Source organism: Bacillus sp. GMa5/1 (genome assembly GCF_050172015.1).
Lineage (GTDB): Bacteria > Bacillota > Bacilli > Bacillales > Bacillaceae_G > Bacillus_A > Bacillus_A cereus.
In genome coordinates this window covers 1-19,153 of the sequence record NZ_JBNLYC010000018.1, presented here as the reverse complement: position 1 = coordinate 19,153, position 19,153 = coordinate 1, and the positions used below count along the sequence as shown (strand labels likewise).

The following is a 19,153-nucleotide window of genomic DNA, read 5'->3' as shown; positions in this document are numbered from 1 at the left end:
CTGACGTTTTTTTATAATGTAATGTTTGCTGTTTTTGATAAGAAATCTTCTGTCGGATAGTAGCTGTTTTTTACAAGAACATTTGGTCCAAGACATTTTACTGCAGGACAGTGACAGCTTAATGATTTTGCTGTTTTTGAAGCGCTCCATTTTTCATACGCTTCTTGTAATGTGTTTGTTTGTATGTTTCCTAGAAGTGGAACATCACCAAAATCAGTAACGATAATATTGCCATCAAAAATATTTACATTTAAGCGTGAACGACCATCTGGATCGTTACGAACAGTTACATTTTTGCTCTCTTGTAACTTTTTAAATGTGGCAATGTCTCGCTCGTCATCGCTACAAGCATAGAAAGGTAAAGTTCCAAATAACATCCATACATTTTCATCGCGAATTTCTAGTAAATGCTCAATCGCATCACGAATTTCAGCTTTTGTTAAAATCTCTAGATTACTCGCGAAGTCACTTGGATACATTGGATGAACTTCATGACGTTTACAGCCCATCTCTTCGACGATTTGGCGGTGAATATGTTCAATATGTGGTAGAGTTCTTTTGTTTAACATTGTTTCGGCAGATACAAGTACACCTGCATCTGATAGAGCCTTACTATTTGTAATCATTCTTTCGAATAATTTTGCACGTTGTTCGTAAGTAGGCTTACGCTCCATCATTGCAAATCCGCCTTCAACGAAGTCATCAATTGTTCCCCAGTTATGAGAGATATGCAATACGTCTAAATAAGGAATAATCTGTTCGTAACGTGCTAAATCTATAGTTAAGTTAGAGTTGATTTGAGTGCGAACGCCTCGTTCATGGGCATATTTTAAGAGTGGTGTTACATAGTTGTCGACGGATTTTTTTGAAAGCATAGGTTCTCCGCCAGTAATACTTAAAGAACGTAAATGAGGAATCTCATCTAATCGTTTTAATAAAAGATCCATCGGAAGCGGATTTGGGTCTTTCGGCTGTAACGTGTAACCAACAGCGCAATGCTCACAGCGCATATTGCATAACGTCGTCGTTGTAAATTCAACATTTGTTAATAGTAGTTTGCCGTACTCTTCAAGGTCCATATACGCTTCCCATGGATCGTAAGAAGGAGTAATCGGCTTCATTTTTTGTGATATCGTCATATGAAATACTCCTTTGACTATTGAAATAACAATTTGTCCATTCTCTATAATAGAAGAATATGTGCTTTTTATAAAGTGAAACTTTTTAGCATGAAAAGAGAGAGGGCTTACATTATAGTGGATGACTGTGACAAAATTGATGAAATTTCATGCCCATAGCAATCGTTTTTGCGGTATAATAAAAGCAACTCGAATTAAAAGGAGAGTGCCTTCATGGGAAAAGCAATTCAAGATAAAGATACACAATTAGTATATTTAAAAGAACGTTTAAATATGTTCATTGAAGTAATTGATACAATTGAACCCGAAGAAGTAGAATTAGAAGATGTAGATCGTCTTCTTGCAATGTTAGATGAATTAGAATTAAAATGTGAGCAATTTAAAAAAGACGAATAATATATTAAAAAGGCTACCAATTCCAATTTGGTAGCCTTTTTCTGTTCGGGTAATAGAAGGACGATAGAAAAAGAGGTATAATCAAGTTGTGAAAAATTTCATTTATGCTCTAATAGCGTGAAATAAATAGCTAAAGAGCATAACAATTGAATTTTCAGCTCATAACGTTTTGGTAGCGTTCACAATTGAGGGGGAAGTAACAATGGAAAAGCTTCAAGAAAGCATGTATCAACTAATTGTTGAAACGTCAACGAACTTACCGAAAGATGTTCGTCGTGCGATTCAACAAGCGAAAGAGCGAGAAAATGCAGGGACTCGTTCTGCGATGGCACTTGGCACAATTACAAATAATATTAAAATGGCTGATGATAACATTTCGCCGATTTGCCAAGATACAGGGATGCCAACGTTTAAAATTTATACACCAGTTGGTGTGAATCAATTAAAGTTGAAGGAAGCTATCTATAATGCGCTTGAGCGGGCGACAAAAGATGGTAAACTTCGTCCCAATTCTGTTGATTCTCTTTTTGGAGATAATAGTGGAAATAATTTAGGACCAGGTACGCCGGTGATTAAGTTTGAACAATGGGAAAAAGATTATATTGATGCACGTTTAATCCTAAAAGGTGGTGGCTGTGAGAATAAAAATATTCAATATAGCTTACCGTGTGAACTAGAAGGACTTGGACGAGCTGGCCGTGATTTAGAAGGGATTCGTAAATGCCTTCTTCATGCAGTATATCAAGCACAAGGGCAAGGATGTAGCGCTGGTGTAATTGGTGTTGGTATCGGGGGAGACCGCACATCAGGTTATGAATTAGCAAAAAATCAATTATTCCGTACATTAGATGATGTCAATCCAGTACCAGAGTTACAACATCTTGAAGAGTACGTATTAGAAAATGCGAACAAGCTTGGCATTGGTACGATGGGATTTGGCGGAGAAACAACTTTACTTGGTTGTAAAATTGGCGTCTATAATCGTTTGCCAGCTAGTTTCTATGTATCTGTTGCGTATAATTGCTGGGCATATCGTCGCCTTGGTGTGAAAATCCATCCTGAAACAGGAGACATTATGGATTGGCTATATCAAGAAGGGGAAGATACACTTCAGCATGAAGTACAAGAAAAAACAGAGCAACGTGAGATTGTATTAGAAGCACCAATTACAGAAGAGCAAATTCGTGAACTTCGCGTTGGTGATGTTGTAACAATTAATGGCATGATGTATACAGGTCGTGACGCAATCCATAAGCATTTAATGGATAATGATTGTCCAGTAGATTTAAATGGACAAATTATTTACCACTGTGGTCCAGTTGTTGTGAAAGATGACAATGACAATTGGCAAATTAAAGCGGCAGGTCCAACGACAAGTATTCGTGAAGAACCGTACCAAGGCGATATTATGAAGAAATTCGGTATTCGCGCTGTCATTGGAAAAGGCGGTATGGGTGCGAAAACATTAGCGGCTTTAGAAGAACATGGCGGTGTATATTTAAACGCAATCGGTGGTGCAGCGCAATATTATGCTGAATGTATTAAAGAAGTGAAAGATGTTGATTTCTTACAATTTGGTATTCCAGAAGCAATGTGGCATTTACGTATCGACGGGTTTAAAGCAGTTGTAACGATGGACTCTCATGGTAATAGCTTACATGCAGATGTTGATAAAACATCACTTGAAAAATTAGCTAGCTTTAAAGAGCCAGTATTTAAGTAAATAAAAAATGCATCTCGAATGATTCGAGATGCATTTTTTTGGTATATATAGAAAAACATGTTCAGCATGAAAGAATGCGTTGCAACAGAAACTACAAGTACGATTATATATGGAAAGGAGACTATTTATGAAATATAAATGGTTATATATCGGTCTCATTTTTTCAATTATGATGGCACTTGTTCCAGTTTCAGCACTGGCTTATACAAATACTCCACATAACTGGGGAATCCCGCGTCCTAAAAATGAAACAGTACCAGATGCAGGAAAGTTATATACAGATTTACTACAAAAAAATGGCGGGTTTTATTTAGGAGATACGAAGAAAAAAGATATTTATTTGACATTTGATAATGGATATGAGAATGGATACACAGGGAAAATATTAGATGTATTAAAAGAGAAAAAAGTACCAGCAACTTTCTTTGTAACGGGACATTACATTAAAACACAAAAAGATTTATTGTTAAGAATGAAGGATGAAGGACACATTATTGGAAACCATTCTTGGAGTCATCCTGATTTTACAGCGGTAAATGATGAGAAACTTCGTGAAGAATTAACGAGTGTAACGGAAGAAATTAAAAAAGTAACTGGGCAAAAAGAAGTGAAATATGTACGTCCTCCGCGCGGTGTATTTAGTGAAAGAACGTTAGCTCTTACGAAAGAAATGGGCTATTATAATGTATTTTGGTCACTTGCATTTTTGGATTGGAAAGTGGATCAGCAAAGAGGATGGCAATATGCGCATAATAATGTTATGACGATGATTCATCCAGGATCTATTTTATTACTTCATGCAATATCAAAAGATAATGCAGAAGCACTTGCAAAAATCATTGATGATTTGCGCGAGAAAGGGTATCATTTTAAAAGTCTAGATGACTTAGTAAAAGGCAATCAACCGTAAGCATGTATGCTTACGGTTTTCTCATGCTATAATGATGTGTAAAAAGGATGGGGAAACGTATGTGGAGCGAGCATGTTACGTTAGAGTATCCGTATCATTTTGAAGAAGTATTAAAACGTTTATTTTTTGATCCCCTTAACGTCATTCAATTAGATGAGAAAGTTATTTATATCCCGCTTTGTATCGACGAGGAACAGGTTGTTGTTCGCTTACAAGGGATTGGTACTGTTCAAAATCCACAGTTTTGGATTTCTAGTCAGACAGGAGATCCAGAGAAAGTCATGAAACGAATGAGAGCCATTTTTCATTGGAATGAACCGTTTCAAGATATACAAAATCATTTTTTAAACACATCATTACGTCCACTATTTGAAACATATGCTTATACTCCAATTATTTTAGAATTTGATTATTTTGCTTGTCTGCTTCGCTGTATCATTCACCAACAAATAAATTTGAAATTTGCTACTGTGTTAACAGAACAATTTGTGAAACGGTATGGAACAGAGAAGAACGGTGTATTCTTTTTCCCCACTCCGGAAATAGTAGCAAATATTTCAATAGAAGAATTGAGAGAGCAGAAGTTTAGTCAGCGAAAGGCTGAATATATAGTAGGATTAGGTCGAAGTATTGTCAGTGGTACATTAAATTTAGCGAGTATAGAAAATGGGACGGAAGAAGACATTTCAGCACAATTGTTGCCAATTAGGGGAATTGGTGCATGGACAGTGCAAAACTTTTTAATGTTTGGGCTTGGACGGAAAAATATGTTCCCGAAAGCGGACATTGGGATTCAGCGTGCAGTGCAAGGTATATTTCAATTAGATGATAAACCTGATGATGCATTTTTAGAAAAATTGAAACAAGAGTGTGAACCATACTGCAGTTATGCAGCGTTATATTTATGGAAAAGTATAGAGTAGAGGTGTAATAATGATACAAAAGCAACATGAGAGTAAGTTGGAAGTTGGTCAAACGTTTCCTGTGACAATTAAACGTCTTGGGATTAACGGAGAAGGCGTTGGTTATTTTAAGAGACAAGTTGTTTTCATTCCAGGGGCATTACCAGGAGAAGAAGTTGTTGCAGAAACAACGAAAATTCAACGTGGCTTCGCTGAAGCGAAAGTGAAAAAAGTTCGTAAAGCTTCACCGCATCGTGTGAAAGCACCGTGTCCAGTATATGAGGAGTGTGGCGGTTGTCAGCTGCAACATTTAGATTATAAAGAACAATTGAATCAAAAGCGTGATATCGTTGTACAAGCATTTGAGAAGTACATGAAAAATAGTATGGAAGAGAAAATTCGTCCAACGCTTGGCATGGAAAATCCATGGCATTATCGTAATAAGAGTCAATTACAAGTGGGGCGTAAAGACGAAAAGGTTATTACAGGGCTATATAAACAAAACTCACATCAGTTAATTGATATCGCTCACTGTATGATTCAACATAAAGCAACGAATGAAGCGACAAAAGTTGTAAGACGTATTTTAGAAAAATTAAATGTTTCTATTTACAATGAGAAAAAACAAAAAGGTTTAGTACGCACAATTGTAACACGTACTGCAGTTCAAACAGGTGAAGTACAAGTTACACTTATTACAACAAAAGAAGAATTACCAAATAAAGAACAATTTATTGCAGAAGTACAAAAACAGATGCCAGCGGTTAAATCAATTATGCAAAATGTAAACTGGCGTAAAACATCTGTTATTTTTGGCGACAAAACATTTAAATTAGCTGGAAAAGAAGTAATTCAAGAAACACTTGGTGATTTATCATTTGAATTATCAGCACGTGCGTTCTTCCAGTTGAATCCAGAGCAAACCGTTGTTTTATATAATGAAGCAAAAAAAGCCGCTGCGTTAACAGGCGATGAGAAAATTGTAGATGCGTATTGTGGCGTTGGTACAATCGGTCTTTGGCTTGCAAATGATGCAGCGGAAGTACGTGGTATGGATGTAATTCCAGAAGCGATTGCAGATGCAAGAAAAAATGCAAAGCGTCACGGATTTACAAATACGAAATATGAAGCAGGTAAAGCTGAACAATGGTTACCGAAATGGGTAAAAGAAGGATGGCGTCCAGATGTAATTGTTGTCGACCCACCACGTACAGGTTGCGATGATAAATTACTGGAAACAATTTTAAAAGTGAAGCCGAAACAAGTTGTGTACGTGTCTTGTAATCCTTCTTCATTAGCACGTGATGTACAAGCATTAATGAAGAGCTATGAAGTGGAGTATGTGCAACCAGTTGATATGTTCCCGCATACAGCTCACGTAGAAAATGTAGTGAAGCTTGTTAGAAAGTAAAGTTTATTAATATTCCCTCATGGTATGAGGGAATATTTTCTATGAAGGAGAATATTATGCATAATTATAAATTAACAATTCAGTACGATGGCGCACGTTTTAAAGGATGGCAACGTCTCGGTAATAACGATAATACAATTCAAGGAAAAATCGAAAGTGTCATATCTGAAATGGTCGGAAAAGAAATTGAAATTATCGGTTGTAGTAGAACAGACGCTGGTGTACATGCTTTGAATCAAGTTGCTAACTTTCAAAGTGATGAGAAGTTAGTGGAACATAAAGTGAAAAAATATTTAAATCAATATTTACCTAATGATATTAGCATTACGAATGTGGAAGAAGTACATGATCGTTTCCATGCTCGTTACAATTCTAAAGCAAAAACATATCTGTATAAAATTTGGAATGAAGAGCATACAAATCCATTTATGCGTAAATACAGCATGCATGTGAATAAAAAATTAAATGTGAAAAGCATGAAAGCAGCTGCGAAACATTTAGTTGGTTCACATGACTTTACTGCTTTTTCAAATGCGAAATCAAAGAAAAAATCTATGGTTCGAGAAGTATATACACTTGATGTGATGGAAGAGGCAGGGTTTGTACAAATTAGAGTAAGTGGTAACGGCTTCCTTCATAATATGGTAAGAAAAATTGTCGGGGCATTAATTGAAGTTGGATTAGGACAATTAGACGCTGAAGCAATTCCAAACATTTTAGAGGAAAAGCAGCGCAATCAAATTAATTGTCTTGCTGAGGCAAGTGGGTTGTATTTAGAGAATGTTGAGTTTTAATGGCAAATAAAAAAATCGGGCTAAGTAGCTCGATTTTTTTAGTATTACGAAGATTTCTCGTTTTTTATACGTAGCTTCAAATTCCAAAAAGCAGCAAGCATAATAGCTGCAAAGGAGCCGCTAATTGTTCCTAATAGCTTTGCATAAGGATAGGCGTTTATATCAATTAGTAACATCATACATACAATGGTAGGGAAGAAGGCTAAGTATTGTAATAACTTTAATTTGTTATCATTACTCATATATATCGCTCCTTTCTAGTATGTTATATGTTTATTGTAGCATATTTTACCAAGTGTTTATTTGTATGTTAAAGCAGATTTATGCTGCATTAACAAGCAATAAAAGTCGAATTGATTAGGGCTAGCAATCCACTCATCCAAGTTTCATTTCATATGTGTAAATGCAGTTTTTTAATTCGATATTGTAAGTTTTGTCTACTTAATCCTAAAAATTTTGCAGCTTGTGAGATATTCCCGTGATACTCTTTTAGAATTTGATTGATGTAGTTTTTTTCCATTTCTTCTATTGTGTGCTTTAACGTTTTAGGCGTATCAGTATCGTTATTAGTTAAGAAAGGTTGCATATTGAATTCTTTTTTTATTCGTTCGCGAAAGCGAGTGGGAAGATGAAACGCTGTAATGATGTTTTCATCTTCAACTAAATTCATTGAACCTTCAATGATATGTTCCAATTCTCTTACGTTTCCAGGCCAATCATATGCATATAAAAACTCTCTTACATGCACATCTACATCTGTTACACTAAGTCCGAATTGAATATTGTATTTTTCGATAAAGTGCTGAACAAGAGCCGGAATATCTTCTTTTCGTTCACGTAAAGGCGGAAGACATAAAGTAACGACGCTTAATCGATAATATAAGTCTTCTCGTAATCGATTGTGTGTAATAGCTTCAAGAGGATCTTCATTAATAGTTGCTATAATACGAACGTCAATTTCTTTTTCTTGTGTGCCTCCGATTCTTCTTATTGTTTTTTCTTGTATAGCTCGCAGTAACTTCGCTTGAAGTGCTGGACTTAATGAATTAATCTCATCTAATAACAAAGTTCCTCCGTTCGCTTCTTCGAATAAGCCTGATTTATCTATTGCTCCTGTAAAGGCACCTCGATTTGTGCCAAATAGTAGGCTTTCCATTAAGGTATCAGGTATAGCGGCACAGTTTTGTGAAATAAAGGGTTTTGTTGAACGCTGACTTTCATTATGGATGCTTTGTGCAAATAGTTCTTTACCAGTGCCTGTTTCTCCTACTAGAAGTATGGAGGAAGATGTACGAATTACTCTTTTTCCTTCTGTAATGATTGATTGAATGGCTTTAGAATCACCAATTATGTGATCAAAGGTAAATTTGGTGCTTTGTTTTCGAGAAGGACCCATTTTTATCGTTTGCTTTAAGTGACTAATTTCTTTTGATATTTCAATAGCGCCTTTAATTTTTCCATTTTCTATTATAGGGAAAGTATCGTTAATCGTTGTAATTTCTTGTCCTTTATTGTTAAAATACGTTTGTTTTATATTTTTCTTTGTTTTTCCAAATTTTAATGCCTCTATAAGAGTACTATTTTTATTTTCTTCAAATGCAAATATTTCTAAAGGACTTTTATATAATACATCTAAGCGATCCATTGATTCAATTTCCATCATTTTGCGGTTATAGACAATCGTTTTACTTTCCTCATTAATAATATGAATCCCGATATCGAGTTCATTGAGTAAAGTTTCATATAGCATATTCATTTCAACGATCTGTTTTAAATTAATTTCTTCTGTACGCATAGATTATCTTCTCCTCATTTCACCCTATGAAGACTGACTTTTTATAATTTTATTAAAATTCTTATAAAATCGCAAAATTTTTTTGCTATTTTTCTCTTAAAACTTTTCAAATGATAGAAAAATTTTGCGGTTGTGCACACTTTTTTGTGTGAAACTCTCATTTAATATATGAATCAGAGACTTGGTACGTATTTTGCATAAATAATATTCGAAATCTCTAGAGGGGAGAATATGAATTTTTACAGGATATACAACGTTTTGGTGTCAATTAATAAGAGGGAGGAATTTATAAAGTGAAGACAGTTATAGAAGGTGTGTATAGTCCTTGTTATGGAAAAGTAGAGAAGCTATTTGTTGCGGAAAGTTCATACGTATACGAGTGGGAGAAATTAGCGTTAATTGAAACAATAGATAAACAGAAAGTAGAAATTAAGGTAGGAATCAGTGGGTATATCGAATCATTAGAAGTAGTAGAAGGACAAGCCATTGCTGATAAAAAGTTATTAATAACAGTGAGGGATGATCTTTTAATAACAGGTAGTGATTAATAAGTGCTATGTATTTCGCTCTTTTCAATAATCATTTTTATTATGAATGATTTTAAAAACGCTTACATGAAATGGGTTTCCAAAGGGAAAAGGGGGGATTTATATGATGGATCAAAACCAAGGTTTAAAACGTGAATTGAAAAGCAGGCACATATTTATGATTGCACTTGGAGGAGTTATTGGTACCGGTCTTTTTTTAGGATCTGGGTATACAATTCATGAAGCTGGGCCTGGGGGAGCAATTGTAGCGTATCTTGTTGGAGGGTTTGTTATGTATTTAACGATGCTCTGTCTTGGAGAGTTAGCTGTTGCGATGCCCGACGCAGGATCTTATCAAACGTATGCAACGAAGCACATTTCCCCTGCAGCGGGTTATGTAGTCGGATGGATGTCGTGGTTAAACTGGTCTGCTACGATAGGTATTGAACTGATTGCAGTTAGTATTTTGATGAAACGTTGGTTTCCTGATGTACCGTCATGGATTTGGTGTGTAGTGTTTGCGGTGCTTCTCTTTGCTATCAATGCATTATCTTCAAGAAGTTTTGCAGAAGTTGAATTTTGGTTTGCAAGTATTAAAGTAATTACAATCATTGCATTTATTATTTTAGGCGGGGCGGCAATGTTTGGTTTTCTAGATATGAAAGGAAATGAACCAGCACCGATGTTCTCTAGCTTTACTGATTACGGGGGACTGTTTCCGAATGGATTATCAGCCATTTTAATTACGATGATTGCAGTTAATTTTTCTTTCCAAGGAACAGAACTAGTCGGTATTGCAGCAGGTGAGAGTGAAAATCCAGAAAAAACAATCCCAAAGGCAATTAACAATACAGTTTGGCGTATACTTGTTTTCTTTGTACTATCTATTTTTATTCTTGCTGGACTATTCCCTTGGCAGCAAGCAGGAGTAATAGAAAGTCCATTTGTAGTTGTATTTGATAAAATTGGTATTCCTTATGCAGCTGATATTATAAATTTCGTTATTATTACAGCAGTTCTATCCGTTGCGAATTCAGGATTATATGCAACTTCTCGTATGCTATGGTCTATGTCTAATCAAGGAATGATTAGTCCGATTTTTGGTAAGTTATCTAAAAACGGTGTTCCTATTTATGCATTGATTGTAAGCACAATTGTAGGTTGTCTCTCATTATTATCAGGTATTTATGCGGAAGATACAGTTTATTTATGGCTGCTTTCTATCGCTGGATTTGGAGCGATACTAGTTTGGGCATCTATTGCTCTATCTAACTTATTAGCTAGAAGGTCATACATAAAGCAGGGCGGGGATGTCAAAGACCTGAAATTTAAAACACCGCTGTATCCATTCGTACCACTGCTTGCGTTAGTATTAAATGTAACAGTAATCGTTGGCATGGCCTTTATTCCAGAACAAAGAATGGCATTGTATTGTGGTATTCCATTTATGATTGTTTGTTTACTGTTTTATCGTGCTACAAGAAATAAGGGAAGTAATGTAGAGCATATTGAAAAGACAAATACAACGGAAGTAGAGAGTTTATAATAGTGATCAATTAGGAGACTGTAAAATTGTAAACAGTCTCTTTTTTTGTGAAAATAAAGCTGGAAACATACTATGTATGCAAAGGGGAATTAGCGATGAATCGAGAAATTTCGCAGTTGTTAAAACAAATAGATTCAAGGAAAGAGGAATTGTTAGAACTTACAAAAATATTAATTCGTTTTGAAACACCAGCACCGCCAGCGAGAAATACAAATGAAGCGCAAGAATTTGTTGCAGAGTTTTTAAGAAAACGAAATTTTAGTATTAATAAATGGGATGTATATCCGAATGATCCGAACGTTGTTGGGGTAAAAAAAGGAATAAAAAGTGACTCATATAAAAGTCTTATTATTAATGGGCATATGGATGTAGCTGAAGTGTCAGCAGATGAGGCGTGGGAAACAGATCCATTTGATCCATTTATAAAAGATGGCTGGTTAGTTGGACGTGGCGCAGCAGATATGAAAGGTGGGCTGGCTGGAGCGCTATTTGCCATTCAACTTTTACAAGAAGCTGGTATTGAATTACCTGGAGATTTAATCTTTCAATCAGTAATAGGGGAAGAAGTTGGAGAGGCAGGAACACTTCAATGCTGCAGGCGAGGTTACGATGCTGATTTTGCAGTCGTAGTGGATACGAGTGATTTGCATATGCAAGGGCAAGGTGGTGTCATTACTGGATGGATTACAGTGAAAAGTCCGCAAACGTTTCATGATGCAACGCGCAGACAAATGATCCATGCTGGAGGACGTTTATTTGGAGCGAGTGCGATTGAAAAAATGATGAAAATTGTGCAGAGCTTACAAGAATTAGAGCGTCACTGGGCAGTCATGAAAACATATGAAGGCTATCCATCTGGAACAACAACAATTAATCCAGCTGTTATTGAGGGGGGAAGGCATGCGGCGTTTATTGCGGATGAGTGCCAGTTATGGATAACAGTGCACTTCTATCCGAACGAAACACATGAACAAATAATAAAAGAAATTGAAGAATATATTGGAAAGGTAGCAGCTGCCGATCCATGGTTAAGTGAAAATCCGCCACAATTTAAGTGGGGCGGAGAATCAATGATTGTAGATCGTGGTGAAATTTTCCCTTCATTAGAAGTAGATAGGGAACATGCAGCTGTAAAAAAACTTAGCTCAGTACACGAGTCTATTTTATCAAAAAATGCAATTTTAGATATGTCTGCAACGGTAACTGATGGCGGTTGGTTTAGTGAGTTTCATATTCCAGCGATTATATATGGACCAGGTACATTAGAAGAAGCACATTCTGTAAATGAGAAAGTTGAAATTGAACAGTTAATTGAATTTACAAAAGTAATAACAGCATTTATATATGAATGGTGCCACACGAAAAAATAGATTTGTATAGTAAAATCGTACGAGTATGTATACTTGTACGGTTTTTTAGTGAACTATTTCAGAGGTGAAAATAAACAACTGAAATAGTTCTTTATTTTGCTATGTCTTTCGTTTTATTTCAAGTAATTTCTCTTTTGCTAATTCAACGGCGATCGCATCATCTAAATAGCCAATTGGAAAGAGATAGTCGGGAATAATATCTGTCGATAAAATGAAATACAGTAATGCGCTTCCAAGAACTGCACGTTCTTCTTTTGAAATGGTTTCATTGCAAAATTGTTGATACATATCTGTTAATTGTTCAATAAAAGGACCAGCACTATCAATTTGCTCTAATTTGCTTGCGAAACTGTCATGAATACGTTTTTCGCCTTCTGTTGTCTGGGCATAGCGTTCGTAATTTTCGAGTTCTTGTTTTACGCGAGTTGTAGTGTAATCGAAATCGAATAAGTTAGAGGATTGCAGCGTTTGCTGAATGGTATCAAGAGATGTGTACATATCTGTTTTTTCTTTATTAATGTGAGGAGAATCAGGGTACATTTCATCAAATAACAATTGGGGTGGAACTTGAAGACATTCTGCAAATTTTTGTAGATGTTTTTGTTTTGGTGGTTGTTTACCATTAATAATTCTTGAGACTGTTGCAGGATCAATATTTGTAAGTATTCCTAGTTGGCGCATAGATAAGGCGCGTTCTTTTAAAAGTTTTTTTATTAATTTGCCAAGCCGATCATTCGGGTTTTCATTAGCCATAGTGTAGGCACTCCTTTTTTAGTGTTGAAAAAATATTGAGCATTTATTACAAGTATATGAAACAGACAGGCACAGTTGCTCAACATTTTCATAATATGCATTGAAAAGTGAGAAAAAGGGGTGACTATTTATGAGTACGGTAGGCTTATTTTCAATTTTTTTAATCGGGATCGCTTCTAATTTAGATAATGCAGGTGTTGGAATTGCATATGGCATTCGTAAAATTCGTATTTCGTGGTTTAACAATTTTATCATTGCATTCTTTGGATTTTTATTTACTTTACTAGCTGGATTTTTTGGAAACTGGATTGCGTTATTTATTTCAGAGTTTACAGCAAATCTGATTGGAGCAATCGTTTTAGGGATAATCGGTGTGTTTATTTTATGTCAGCCTTTCTTGGGCCAAAAAAATACTGCAGGTTCTAAAGATGATAATGTACTTATGGGAATTTTACGTGATCCGGAAAAAGCAGATTTTGATGGTTCTAAAACAATTAGTTTCTCAGAAGCAATTGTTTTAGGAGTTGCGTTGTCTATTAATAATATTGCAGGTGGATTTGATGCAGGGGTAACAAATTTAAATCTTTGGCTTACAGCGACTATTTCTGGGGTGTTTAGTTTTATTTGTATTAGTGGTTTTGCGTATGTAGGAAAACGATTTTTAGCAGAATACTTAGGGAAATGGGCGACAGTTATCGCAGGAGTGTTATTAATTCTTATTGGGATCGATCAGTTGTTGTAAGGAGAGTAGAAAACAAGGTTCGAGTATTTCCTTGGAAATACAGCAAGAGATTGCATATATCGACGTACTTTTCTCCATACTAATACGGATTTCTTTTAAGAAAGGGGGATTTGTATGGGACGCGGGAAAGCATTTGATCATAAGAAAAAAGGGCATGATCATCAACCACCTAAAGGTGCGTTCATTCATAAAGATGTAAATGAACATACTTTGGAAGAGGAAGAGCTACCAGTAAATATTGAGGCGTATAAAAATAGTTTAAAAAAACATTAAAAGCACCTACATAGGTGCTTTTTTACCGTATATCTTCAATTAATTGTTCGGATTCTTCATGCATACTGTACTCACTTAATACTTGAATGCAAAGCCACTTTAATTCCTCAATCGTATGCTCAAGTTCTTCAGGAAGCACATGATAAATGTCTTCAAGTCCCATCCCGAAATGAATAAGTTCAAGTACTTGATCATCGATGTTCCGATCCATTAATAATTCAAGTACTTCTAAATTGAATATGTATCGGTGAGCTTCGTCGAGTGAAACAACTTTTAACTTCAAGCTTTCTACAATACTCAATATAAAAAGAAGGATTGTTTTTTCAAGAACAGGTTGTTTTCCCATTTGAAATATTAGTTTCATCTTTCACACCTCCACATATAGCGCTAGGTTGTACTATATTATTCAGGAGGGGGGAACAAATATGCATGATATAGAGAAACTTTCAGCACTGTTTTTGTAAGAGGATTGATAACTGACAAAAGTGAGGTTTTGGCGAAATAAAAAATCCTGCTAGTATAGCAGGATAACTCGCGATTAAAAAATGCTCCAACCTTCTTGAGCAGAAAGAAGTTCAAGGATTTTAAAACCGGCAATACTATTTCCGTTTGCATCTAAAGCTGGTCCGAAAATACCGATTCCCATGTCTCCTTTTACGCAGCCAAAAATACCACCGGCTACACCACTTTTTGCAGGAATACCAACACGAATTGCAAATTCACCAGATTCGTTATACATACCACATGTGACCATAAATGTTTTGCAAATTTTTGTAATATGCTTAGGGATAATTTGTTTTTTCTTATATGGATCATATCCATCCATTGCAAAAATTAAGCCGATACGTGCTAAATCGATGCAGTTTACTTCAACTGCGCATTGACGAGTATATAAATCCATAAGTTCTTCAATATCACAATCGATAATTCCGTTTTGTTTCATATAATAACAAAGTGAACGGTTTAGGTAAGCGGTCTCTAGTTCTGAATCGGCAACTTTAGAGGAATAATTAATAGTAGGATTATCTGTTATTTCACGTACAAAATGAAGAATACGTTCCATTTTTTCCTCGTTATCTTTTCCTGCTAACATGCTTGTAATAGCTAAAGCTCCTGCATTTATCATTGGATTAAGGGGTTTGGACGGACTTGTCGTTTCTAACTTAATAATAGAATTAAATGGGTCACCCGTTGGTTCCATTCCAACTTTAGAAAATACATATTCTTCACCACGGTCTAAAAGGGCAAGGGCAAGTGTAATTACTTTGGAAATACTTTGAAGAGTAAATAGTGTTTGTGAGTTGCCTGCATGGATATATTCTGTTTCTTTATGGAAAATGGCAATCCCTAAATCGTCTGGATTTGCATTTCCTAGTTCGGGGATATAAGTAGCAAGTTTTCCTTTTTTCGTATATGGTTTTACTTGTTCTAACAACTGTTGTAAGTTGTTTGTTTCAATGCACTGCATAGTACCAACGCTCCTATTTTGAATTAACTAAGTTTACTTTTCCCGATATGCTCGGAAATAAATAATAACATGAAAAAGTGGAATGATAAAACGAAAGTTCAATGTGCTATAATAGGTCTTTCGTTTCGAGTATTCTGTATTTTAAAAAGGAGAATTTTCCTTTTATATAACAGTTTGGAAATAGGAGATTTATCCATAAAAAGTTCAGAAATAAAAACTACACATCTATACAACTATATGTTATTATGGTTATGTAATAGAAAGCGTTTTCTAAAGCGTACTTATAATGATAACGATTTCATAAATTTAATTAGGGGGAATTAAAATGTTGCAGTTTTTACAACGTATTGGTAAAGCTTTAATGCTTCCGATCGCAGTACTACCAGCAGCAGGATTATTGCTTCGTTTAGGGCAACCAGATGTATTTGATATTCCTGTTATGGCACAGGCCGGCGCAGCAGTTTTTGATAACTTAGCACTTATTTTTGCAATTGGTATTGCAATCGGTCTTTCAGTGGATGGTAGTGGTGCAGCAGGTCTTGCAGGTGCAATTGGTTATCTTGTTATGAAAAATAGTATTGATGCACTTAGCAAAGGGTATTCAACTGCTGAATTACAAGGTAAATTAAGTAAAGTCCAAGATTTAATAGGTAATAGCGCAAATGTAGATCCATCTAAGCTTGCGGATACAATGACACAAGTATCTAAGGCTGCTGAATTATCGACTAAAGTAGATATGAAAGTCTTAGGTGGTATTATTGTTGGTGTTATAGCAGGACTTCTTTATAATAAATTCCATAAGATTAAACTTCCAGAATGGTTAGGTTTCTTTGCTGGAAAACGTTTCGTTCCAATTGTTACATCAGTCGTGATGCTGATATTAGGAATTCTATTTGCACAAATTTGGCCAACAATTCAAAATGGTATTGATGCATTAGCTCATGGAATTGTTAATTTAGGTGCAATTGGTTCAGGATTATTTGGTTTATTAAACCGTTTATTAATCCCAATTGGTTTACACCACGTAATGAACACATACTTCTGGTTTGTATTTGGGGACTTTACAAATGCAGCAGGTAATGTTGTTAATGGTGATATTGCTCGTTTCCTTGCAGGTGACAAAACAGCAGGTATGTTTATGACTGGTTTCTTCCCAGTTATGATGTTCGGTTTACCAGCAGCATGTTTCGCAATGATTGCAGCTGCTAAACCAGAAAAGCGTAAAGCAGTTACTGGTATGTTAGCTGGTCTAGCATTAACTTCATTCTTAACTGGTATTACAGAGCCTATTGAATTCTCATTCATGTTCTTATCACCAGTATTATATGGTATTCATGCTGTATTAACAGGTCTTTCTTTATTCATTACAACATCGCTTGGCATTCATGATGGTTTCTCATTTAGTGCCGGTGCAATCGATTACGCTTTAAACTTCGGTATTGCAACAAAACCAGTCTTACTAGCAGGTATCGGTTTAATTTACGCAGCAATTTATTTCATAGTATTCTACTTCTTAATTAAGAAGTTCGATTTAAAAACTCCTGGTCGTGAAGATGACGATGAGTTAGTTGAAGATGGTGAGGCACCAGTTGCAGGTTCAATCGGTGAAACTTACGTAGCAGCTTTAGGCGGAAAAGAAAACTTAACAGTTATTGATAACTGTGCAACACGTCTACGCTTACAAGTAAAAGATGCTGGTCAAGTAAATGAAGCAGCATTAAAACGTGCTGGTGCAAAAGGTGTTATGAAATTAAGTAATACAAGTGTACAAGTTATCGTAGGTACAAATGTTGAATCTGTTGCCGATGATATGAAAAAACACGTATAAATAATGAGATAAGAGGATGTCCAAAAAGATTGATAAAATCAATTTTTTAGAGGATATCCTCTTTTTTTTGTTAATAATTTAACGGGAATCTTACTTTTGTAAATTTTCTTTTTCTTTTTTGTACATATAGGTTGGTAATATGTGCAGTGCGTGATAAAGTAGGGATGATATAGAATGGATTATCCATAATCTACTAAAATAAATCTTTAATAGAGGAATTAAATTATTGGTGAGTAAGGGGAAAAAAGCAATTATGGATCAGGAAAAAAATAATGCGAATGGGAAAGTACGTCGGCCGATTGTATACATAAAAAGAACAATCATTCTCGTCTTACTATTATCACTTGTATATTTTATGTATACAAAAATTGTTGCGCATAATAAGAAAGAAGAAACTTTAAAAGCGGCAGCAGAAATGAAGAAACAAGAAGAGCTAAAAAAGAAAGAAGAAAAAAAGAAACAAGAAGTACAGAAGCAAAAACAAAAAGAGCAGGAAGAACAAGTGAAGCAAGCGCAAGCTGTGGAGAAGCTTCCCGAGGGACCACCTCAAGAAATTAATGAAAACGCTCAATTAGACCAGTATTTACAAAACGCAGGATTTAGCGGGACAGCTGTTATTGTAAAGAATGGAAAAGTTCTTTTGAATAAAGGGTACGGTATGGCAAATAAAGAACAGAAAGTACCGAATAATTCAGAGACGACTTTTTATATTGGTTCTATTTCAAAGGCATTTGTAGCAACTGCTATTATGCAGTTGAAAGATCAAAATAAATTACAAGTAGAAGATACTGTTGCAAAGTATATTCCAAATTTTCCTCAAGGTAATAGTATTCAGCTAAAACATCTATTAACACATACATCAGGGATTCCCGAATATGAGCAGGGAAAAGAAGATATTTCTCATGAAGAACTGATAAAGCGGATAGGAAATCAAAAGCGTATTGGTGGTCCAGGAGAGAAATGGAAGTATTCTGACTCGAACTACTCTATACTTGCATACATTGCCGAGAAGGTAAGTGGACAGTCGCTCGAAGAATATATTAAGCAACATATTTTTGCTATTGCGGGTATGAAACATTCTGGTTTTGGCACAGCGTTAGAACAAACAAGATTCCCATCAACGGGTTATAAAATAGTAAATAATAATATGACAACACCTAATATTCCGAGCATGTCACAACTATATGGTTGTGGTGATATATACACAAGTGCGCATGATTTATATTTATTTAACGAAGCACTATTCTCTGGTAAATTAATTTCAAAAGAGAGTTACGATCAAATGTTTACGGGTGGAAAAAAGGATTACGGGTTTGGATGGTACGTAGACCCAGGAAGCTATTCGAATCACGGTGTAATGCCAGGATGGAATTGCTTAAACGGATTTAGTAAAAATGGTAGTGTATATGTTGTTTTATTATCTAACATTCAAAATAACATTAAATCATTTGGTAAAGTGAATAACGATATTTATTCGATATTGCGGAATATTGAAGTGTAAGAAACTATCCTTTTGGATAGTTTTTTTTATGCCTTGAACCAAATATTTCTTTTAGAAAATGTATGTCTTACCTAT

At 35.3% G+C, this 19,153-nt stretch carries 19 protein-coding genes and 1 pseudogene; 14 read left to right on the top strand and 6 right to left on the bottom strand.

Going from position 1 to position 19,153, the window contains the following annotated elements; genetic code table 11:
- Positions 1-11: 11 nt before the first annotated feature.
- Positions 12-1,139: a radical SAM/CxCxxxxC motif protein YfkAB gene (gene yfkAB, locus ACQGSG_RS07150; RefSeq protein WP_000156023.1), complete on the bottom strand. Its 1,128-nt coding sequence runs from the start codon at positions 1,137-1,139 to the stop codon at positions 12-14.
- Between the two features lie 213 nt (positions 1,140-1,352).
- Here yfkAB and ACQGSG_RS07145 point away from each other — a divergent pair, with 213 nt between their 5' ends.
- From ACQGSG_RS07145 to truA, 6 genes are all read left to right on the top strand, one after another.
- A complete protein-coding gene (locus tag ACQGSG_RS07145; RefSeq protein WP_000513558.1) occupies positions 1,353-1,535 on the top strand; it encodes an SE1561 family protein in 183 nt (60 codons plus the stop codon).
- Between the two features lie 202 nt (positions 1,536-1,737).
- Positions 1,738-3,258, top strand: a complete 1,521-nt coding sequence (fumA, locus tag ACQGSG_RS07140; protein ID WP_000413520.1) for a class I fumarate hydratase — start codon at positions 1,738-1,740, stop codon at positions 3,256-3,258.
- Between the two features lie 127 nt (positions 3,259-3,385).
- Positions 3,386-4,168 carry a delta-lactam-biosynthetic de-N-acetylase gene (gene pdaA / locus ACQGSG_RS07135; RefSeq protein WP_000875956.1) on the top strand — a complete coding sequence of 261 codons (783 nt, stop codon included), beginning with the start codon at positions 3,386-3,388 and terminating at the stop codon, positions 4,166-4,168.
- Positions 4,169-4,227: 59 nt separating this feature from the next.
- On the top strand, positions 4,228-5,091 hold the full coding sequence (locus ACQGSG_RS07130) for a DNA-3-methyladenine glycosylase (protein WP_325842813.1): 864 nt from the start codon (positions 4,228-4,230) through the stop codon (positions 5,089-5,091).
- 10 nt (positions 5,092-5,101) lie between these two features.
- Positions 5,102-6,481, top strand: coding sequence for a 23S rRNA (uracil(1939)-C(5))-methyltransferase RlmD (gene rlmD, locus ACQGSG_RS07125; protein WP_000615200.1), 1,380 nt, complete (start codon positions 5,102-5,104; stop codon positions 6,479-6,481).
- A gap of 56 nt (positions 6,482-6,537) precedes the next feature.
- Positions 6,538-7,275: a tRNA pseudouridine(38-40) synthase TruA gene (gene truA / locus ACQGSG_RS07120; RefSeq protein ID WP_000553118.1), complete on the top strand. Its 738-nt coding sequence runs from the start codon at positions 6,538-6,540 to the stop codon at positions 7,273-7,275.
- A 44-nt stretch (positions 7,276-7,319) separates the two neighbouring features.
- Here truA and ACQGSG_RS07115 read toward each other — a convergent pair whose 3' ends face one another.
- Together ACQGSG_RS07115 and ACQGSG_RS07110 are read right to left on the bottom strand one after the other, a co-directional pair.
- On the bottom strand, positions 7,320-7,517 hold the full coding sequence (locus tag ACQGSG_RS07115) for a hypothetical protein (RefSeq protein ID WP_325842814.1): 198 nt from the start codon (positions 7,515-7,517) through the stop codon (positions 7,320-7,322).
- Between the two features lie 149 nt (positions 7,518-7,666).
- Positions 7,667-9,070: a sigma 54-interacting transcriptional regulator gene (locus ACQGSG_RS07110; RefSeq protein ID WP_325842815.1), complete on the bottom strand. Its 1,404-nt coding sequence runs from the start codon at positions 9,068-9,070 to the stop codon at positions 7,667-7,669.
- Between the two features lie 293 nt (positions 9,071-9,363).
- Here ACQGSG_RS07110 and ACQGSG_RS07105 point away from each other — a divergent pair, with 293 nt between their 5' ends.
- From ACQGSG_RS07105 to ACQGSG_RS07095, 3 genes are all read left to right on the top strand, one after another.
- Positions 9,364-9,618 (top strand): biotin/lipoyl-containing protein, encoded by a 255-nt coding sequence (locus ACQGSG_RS07105; RefSeq protein ID WP_000859483.1) that lies wholly within the window; start codon positions 9,364-9,366, stop codon positions 9,616-9,618.
- 103 nt (positions 9,619-9,721) lie between these two features.
- On the top strand, positions 9,722-11,143 hold the full coding sequence (locus ACQGSG_RS07100) for an amino acid permease (protein WP_000969250.1): 1,422 nt from the start codon (positions 9,722-9,724) through the stop codon (positions 11,141-11,143).
- Positions 11,144-11,238: 95 nt separating this feature from the next.
- Entirely contained in the window at positions 11,239-12,513 is a 1,275-nt protein-coding gene (locus ACQGSG_RS07095; RefSeq protein ID WP_193533413.1) for an acetylornithine deacetylase, read from the top strand.
- Between the two features lie 99 nt (positions 12,514-12,612).
- Here the strand turns inward: ACQGSG_RS07095 and ACQGSG_RS07090 are convergent, their stop codons facing one another.
- Positions 12,613-13,266, bottom strand: coding sequence for a DUF1232 domain-containing protein (locus ACQGSG_RS07090; protein WP_001262772.1), 654 nt, complete (start codon positions 13,264-13,266; stop codon positions 12,613-12,615).
- A gap of 130 nt (positions 13,267-13,396) precedes the next feature.
- Here ACQGSG_RS07090 and ytaF point away from each other — a divergent pair, with 130 nt between their 5' ends.
- Complete coding sequence (gene ytaF / locus ACQGSG_RS07085; protein WP_000108728.1) at positions 13,397-14,008, top strand: sporulation membrane protein YtaF; 612 nt, start codon at positions 13,397-13,399, stop codon at positions 14,006-14,008.
- A gap of 114 nt (positions 14,009-14,122) precedes the next feature.
- Positions 14,123-14,281, top strand: a complete 159-nt coding sequence (locus tag ACQGSG_RS07080; RefSeq protein ID WP_000532409.1) for a hypothetical protein — start codon at positions 14,123-14,125, stop codon at positions 14,279-14,281.
- A 22-nt stretch (positions 14,282-14,303) separates the two neighbouring features.
- Here ACQGSG_RS07080 and ACQGSG_RS07075 read toward each other — a convergent pair whose 3' ends face one another.
- Together ACQGSG_RS07075 and glsA are read right to left on the bottom strand one after the other, a co-directional pair.
- Positions 14,304-14,645, bottom strand: coding sequence for a DUF3969 family protein (locus ACQGSG_RS07075; protein ID WP_000766604.1), 342 nt, complete (start codon positions 14,643-14,645; stop codon positions 14,304-14,306).
- A 174-nt stretch (positions 14,646-14,819) separates the two neighbouring features.
- Positions 14,820-15,749 (bottom strand): glutaminase A, encoded by a 930-nt coding sequence (gene glsA / locus ACQGSG_RS07070; protein ID WP_001149850.1) that lies wholly within the window; start codon positions 15,747-15,749, stop codon positions 14,820-14,822.
- Positions 15,750-15,818: 69 nt separating this feature from the next.
- Here glsA and ACQGSG_RS07065 point away from each other — a divergent pair.
- The 3 genes and pseudogenes from ACQGSG_RS07065 (at position 15,819) to ACQGSG_RS07055 (ending at position 19,078) form a co-directional block, all read left to right on the top strand.
- Positions 15,819-15,933 (top strand): annotated as a pseudogene (locus tag ACQGSG_RS07065) (transcriptional regulator).
- 141 nt (positions 15,934-16,074) lie between these two features.
- Positions 16,075-17,577 (top strand): N-acetylglucosamine-specific PTS transporter subunit IIBC, encoded by a 1,503-nt coding sequence (gene nagE / locus ACQGSG_RS07060; RefSeq protein ID WP_000938903.1) that lies wholly within the window; start codon positions 16,075-16,077, stop codon positions 17,575-17,577.
- Between the two features lie 253 nt (positions 17,578-17,830).
- Positions 17,831-19,078: a serine hydrolase domain-containing protein gene (locus ACQGSG_RS07055; RefSeq protein ID WP_000371841.1), complete on the top strand. Its 1,248-nt coding sequence runs from the start codon at positions 17,831-17,833 to the stop codon at positions 19,076-19,078.
- The last annotated feature ends 75 nt before the right edge of the window (positions 19,079-19,153 follow it).

Coding starts and splice junctions, on each gene's coding strand:
- yfkAB (WP_000156023.1), bottom strand. CDS start 1,139: ATGACGATATCACAAAAAATGAAGCCGATTACTCCTTCTTACGATCCA.
- ACQGSG_RS07080 (WP_000532409.1), top strand. CDS start 14,123: ATGGGACGCGGGAAAGCATTTGATCATAAGAAAAAAGGGCATGATCAT.
- ACQGSG_RS07075 (WP_000766604.1), bottom strand. CDS start 14,645: ATGAAACTAATATTTCAAATGGGAAAACAACCTGTTCTTGAAAAAACA.
- ytaF (WP_000108728.1), top strand. CDS start 13,397: ATGAGTACGGTAGGCTTATTTTCAATTTTTTTAATCGGGATCGCTTCT.
- ACQGSG_RS07090 (WP_001262772.1), bottom strand. CDS start 13,266: ATGGCTAATGAAAACCCGAATGATCGGCTTGGCAAATTAATAAAAAAA.
- truA (WP_000553118.1), top strand. CDS start 6,538: ATGCATAATTATAAATTAACAATTCAGTACGATGGCGCACGTTTTAAA.
- fumA (WP_000413520.1), top strand. CDS start 1,738: ATGGAAAAGCTTCAAGAAAGCATGTATCAACTAATTGTTGAAACGTCA.
- pdaA (WP_000875956.1), top strand. CDS start 3,386: ATGAAATATAAATGGTTATATATCGGTCTCATTTTTTCAATTATGATG.
- ACQGSG_RS07145 (WP_000513558.1), top strand. CDS start 1,353: ATGGGAAAAGCAATTCAAGATAAAGATACACAATTAGTATATTTAAAA.
- ACQGSG_RS07055 (WP_000371841.1), top strand. CDS start 17,831: ATGGATCAGGAAAAAAATAATGCGAATGGGAAAGTACGTCGGCCGATT.
- rlmD (WP_000615200.1), top strand. CDS start 5,102: ATGATACAAAAGCAACATGAGAGTAAGTTGGAAGTTGGTCAAACGTTT.
- ACQGSG_RS07100 (WP_000969250.1), top strand. CDS start 9,722: ATGATGGATCAAAACCAAGGTTTAAAACGTGAATTGAAAAGCAGGCAC.
- glsA (WP_001149850.1), bottom strand. CDS start 15,749: ATGCAGTGCATTGAAACAAACAACTTACAACAGTTGTTAGAACAAGTA.
- ACQGSG_RS07110 (WP_325842815.1), bottom strand. CDS start 9,070: ATGCGTACAGAAGAAATTAATTTAAAACAGATCGTTGAAATGAATATG.
- ACQGSG_RS07130 (WP_325842813.1), top strand. CDS start 4,228: ATGTGGAGCGAGCATGTTACGTTAGAGTATCCGTATCATTTTGAAGAA.
- ACQGSG_RS07095 (WP_193533413.1), top strand. CDS start 11,239: ATGAATCGAGAAATTTCGCAGTTGTTAAAACAAATAGATTCAAGGAAA.
- ACQGSG_RS07115 (WP_325842814.1), bottom strand. CDS start 7,517: ATGAGTAATGATAACAAATTAAAGTTATTACAATACTTAGCCTTCTTC.
- nagE (WP_000938903.1), top strand. CDS start 16,075: ATGTTGCAGTTTTTACAACGTATTGGTAAAGCTTTAATGCTTCCGATC.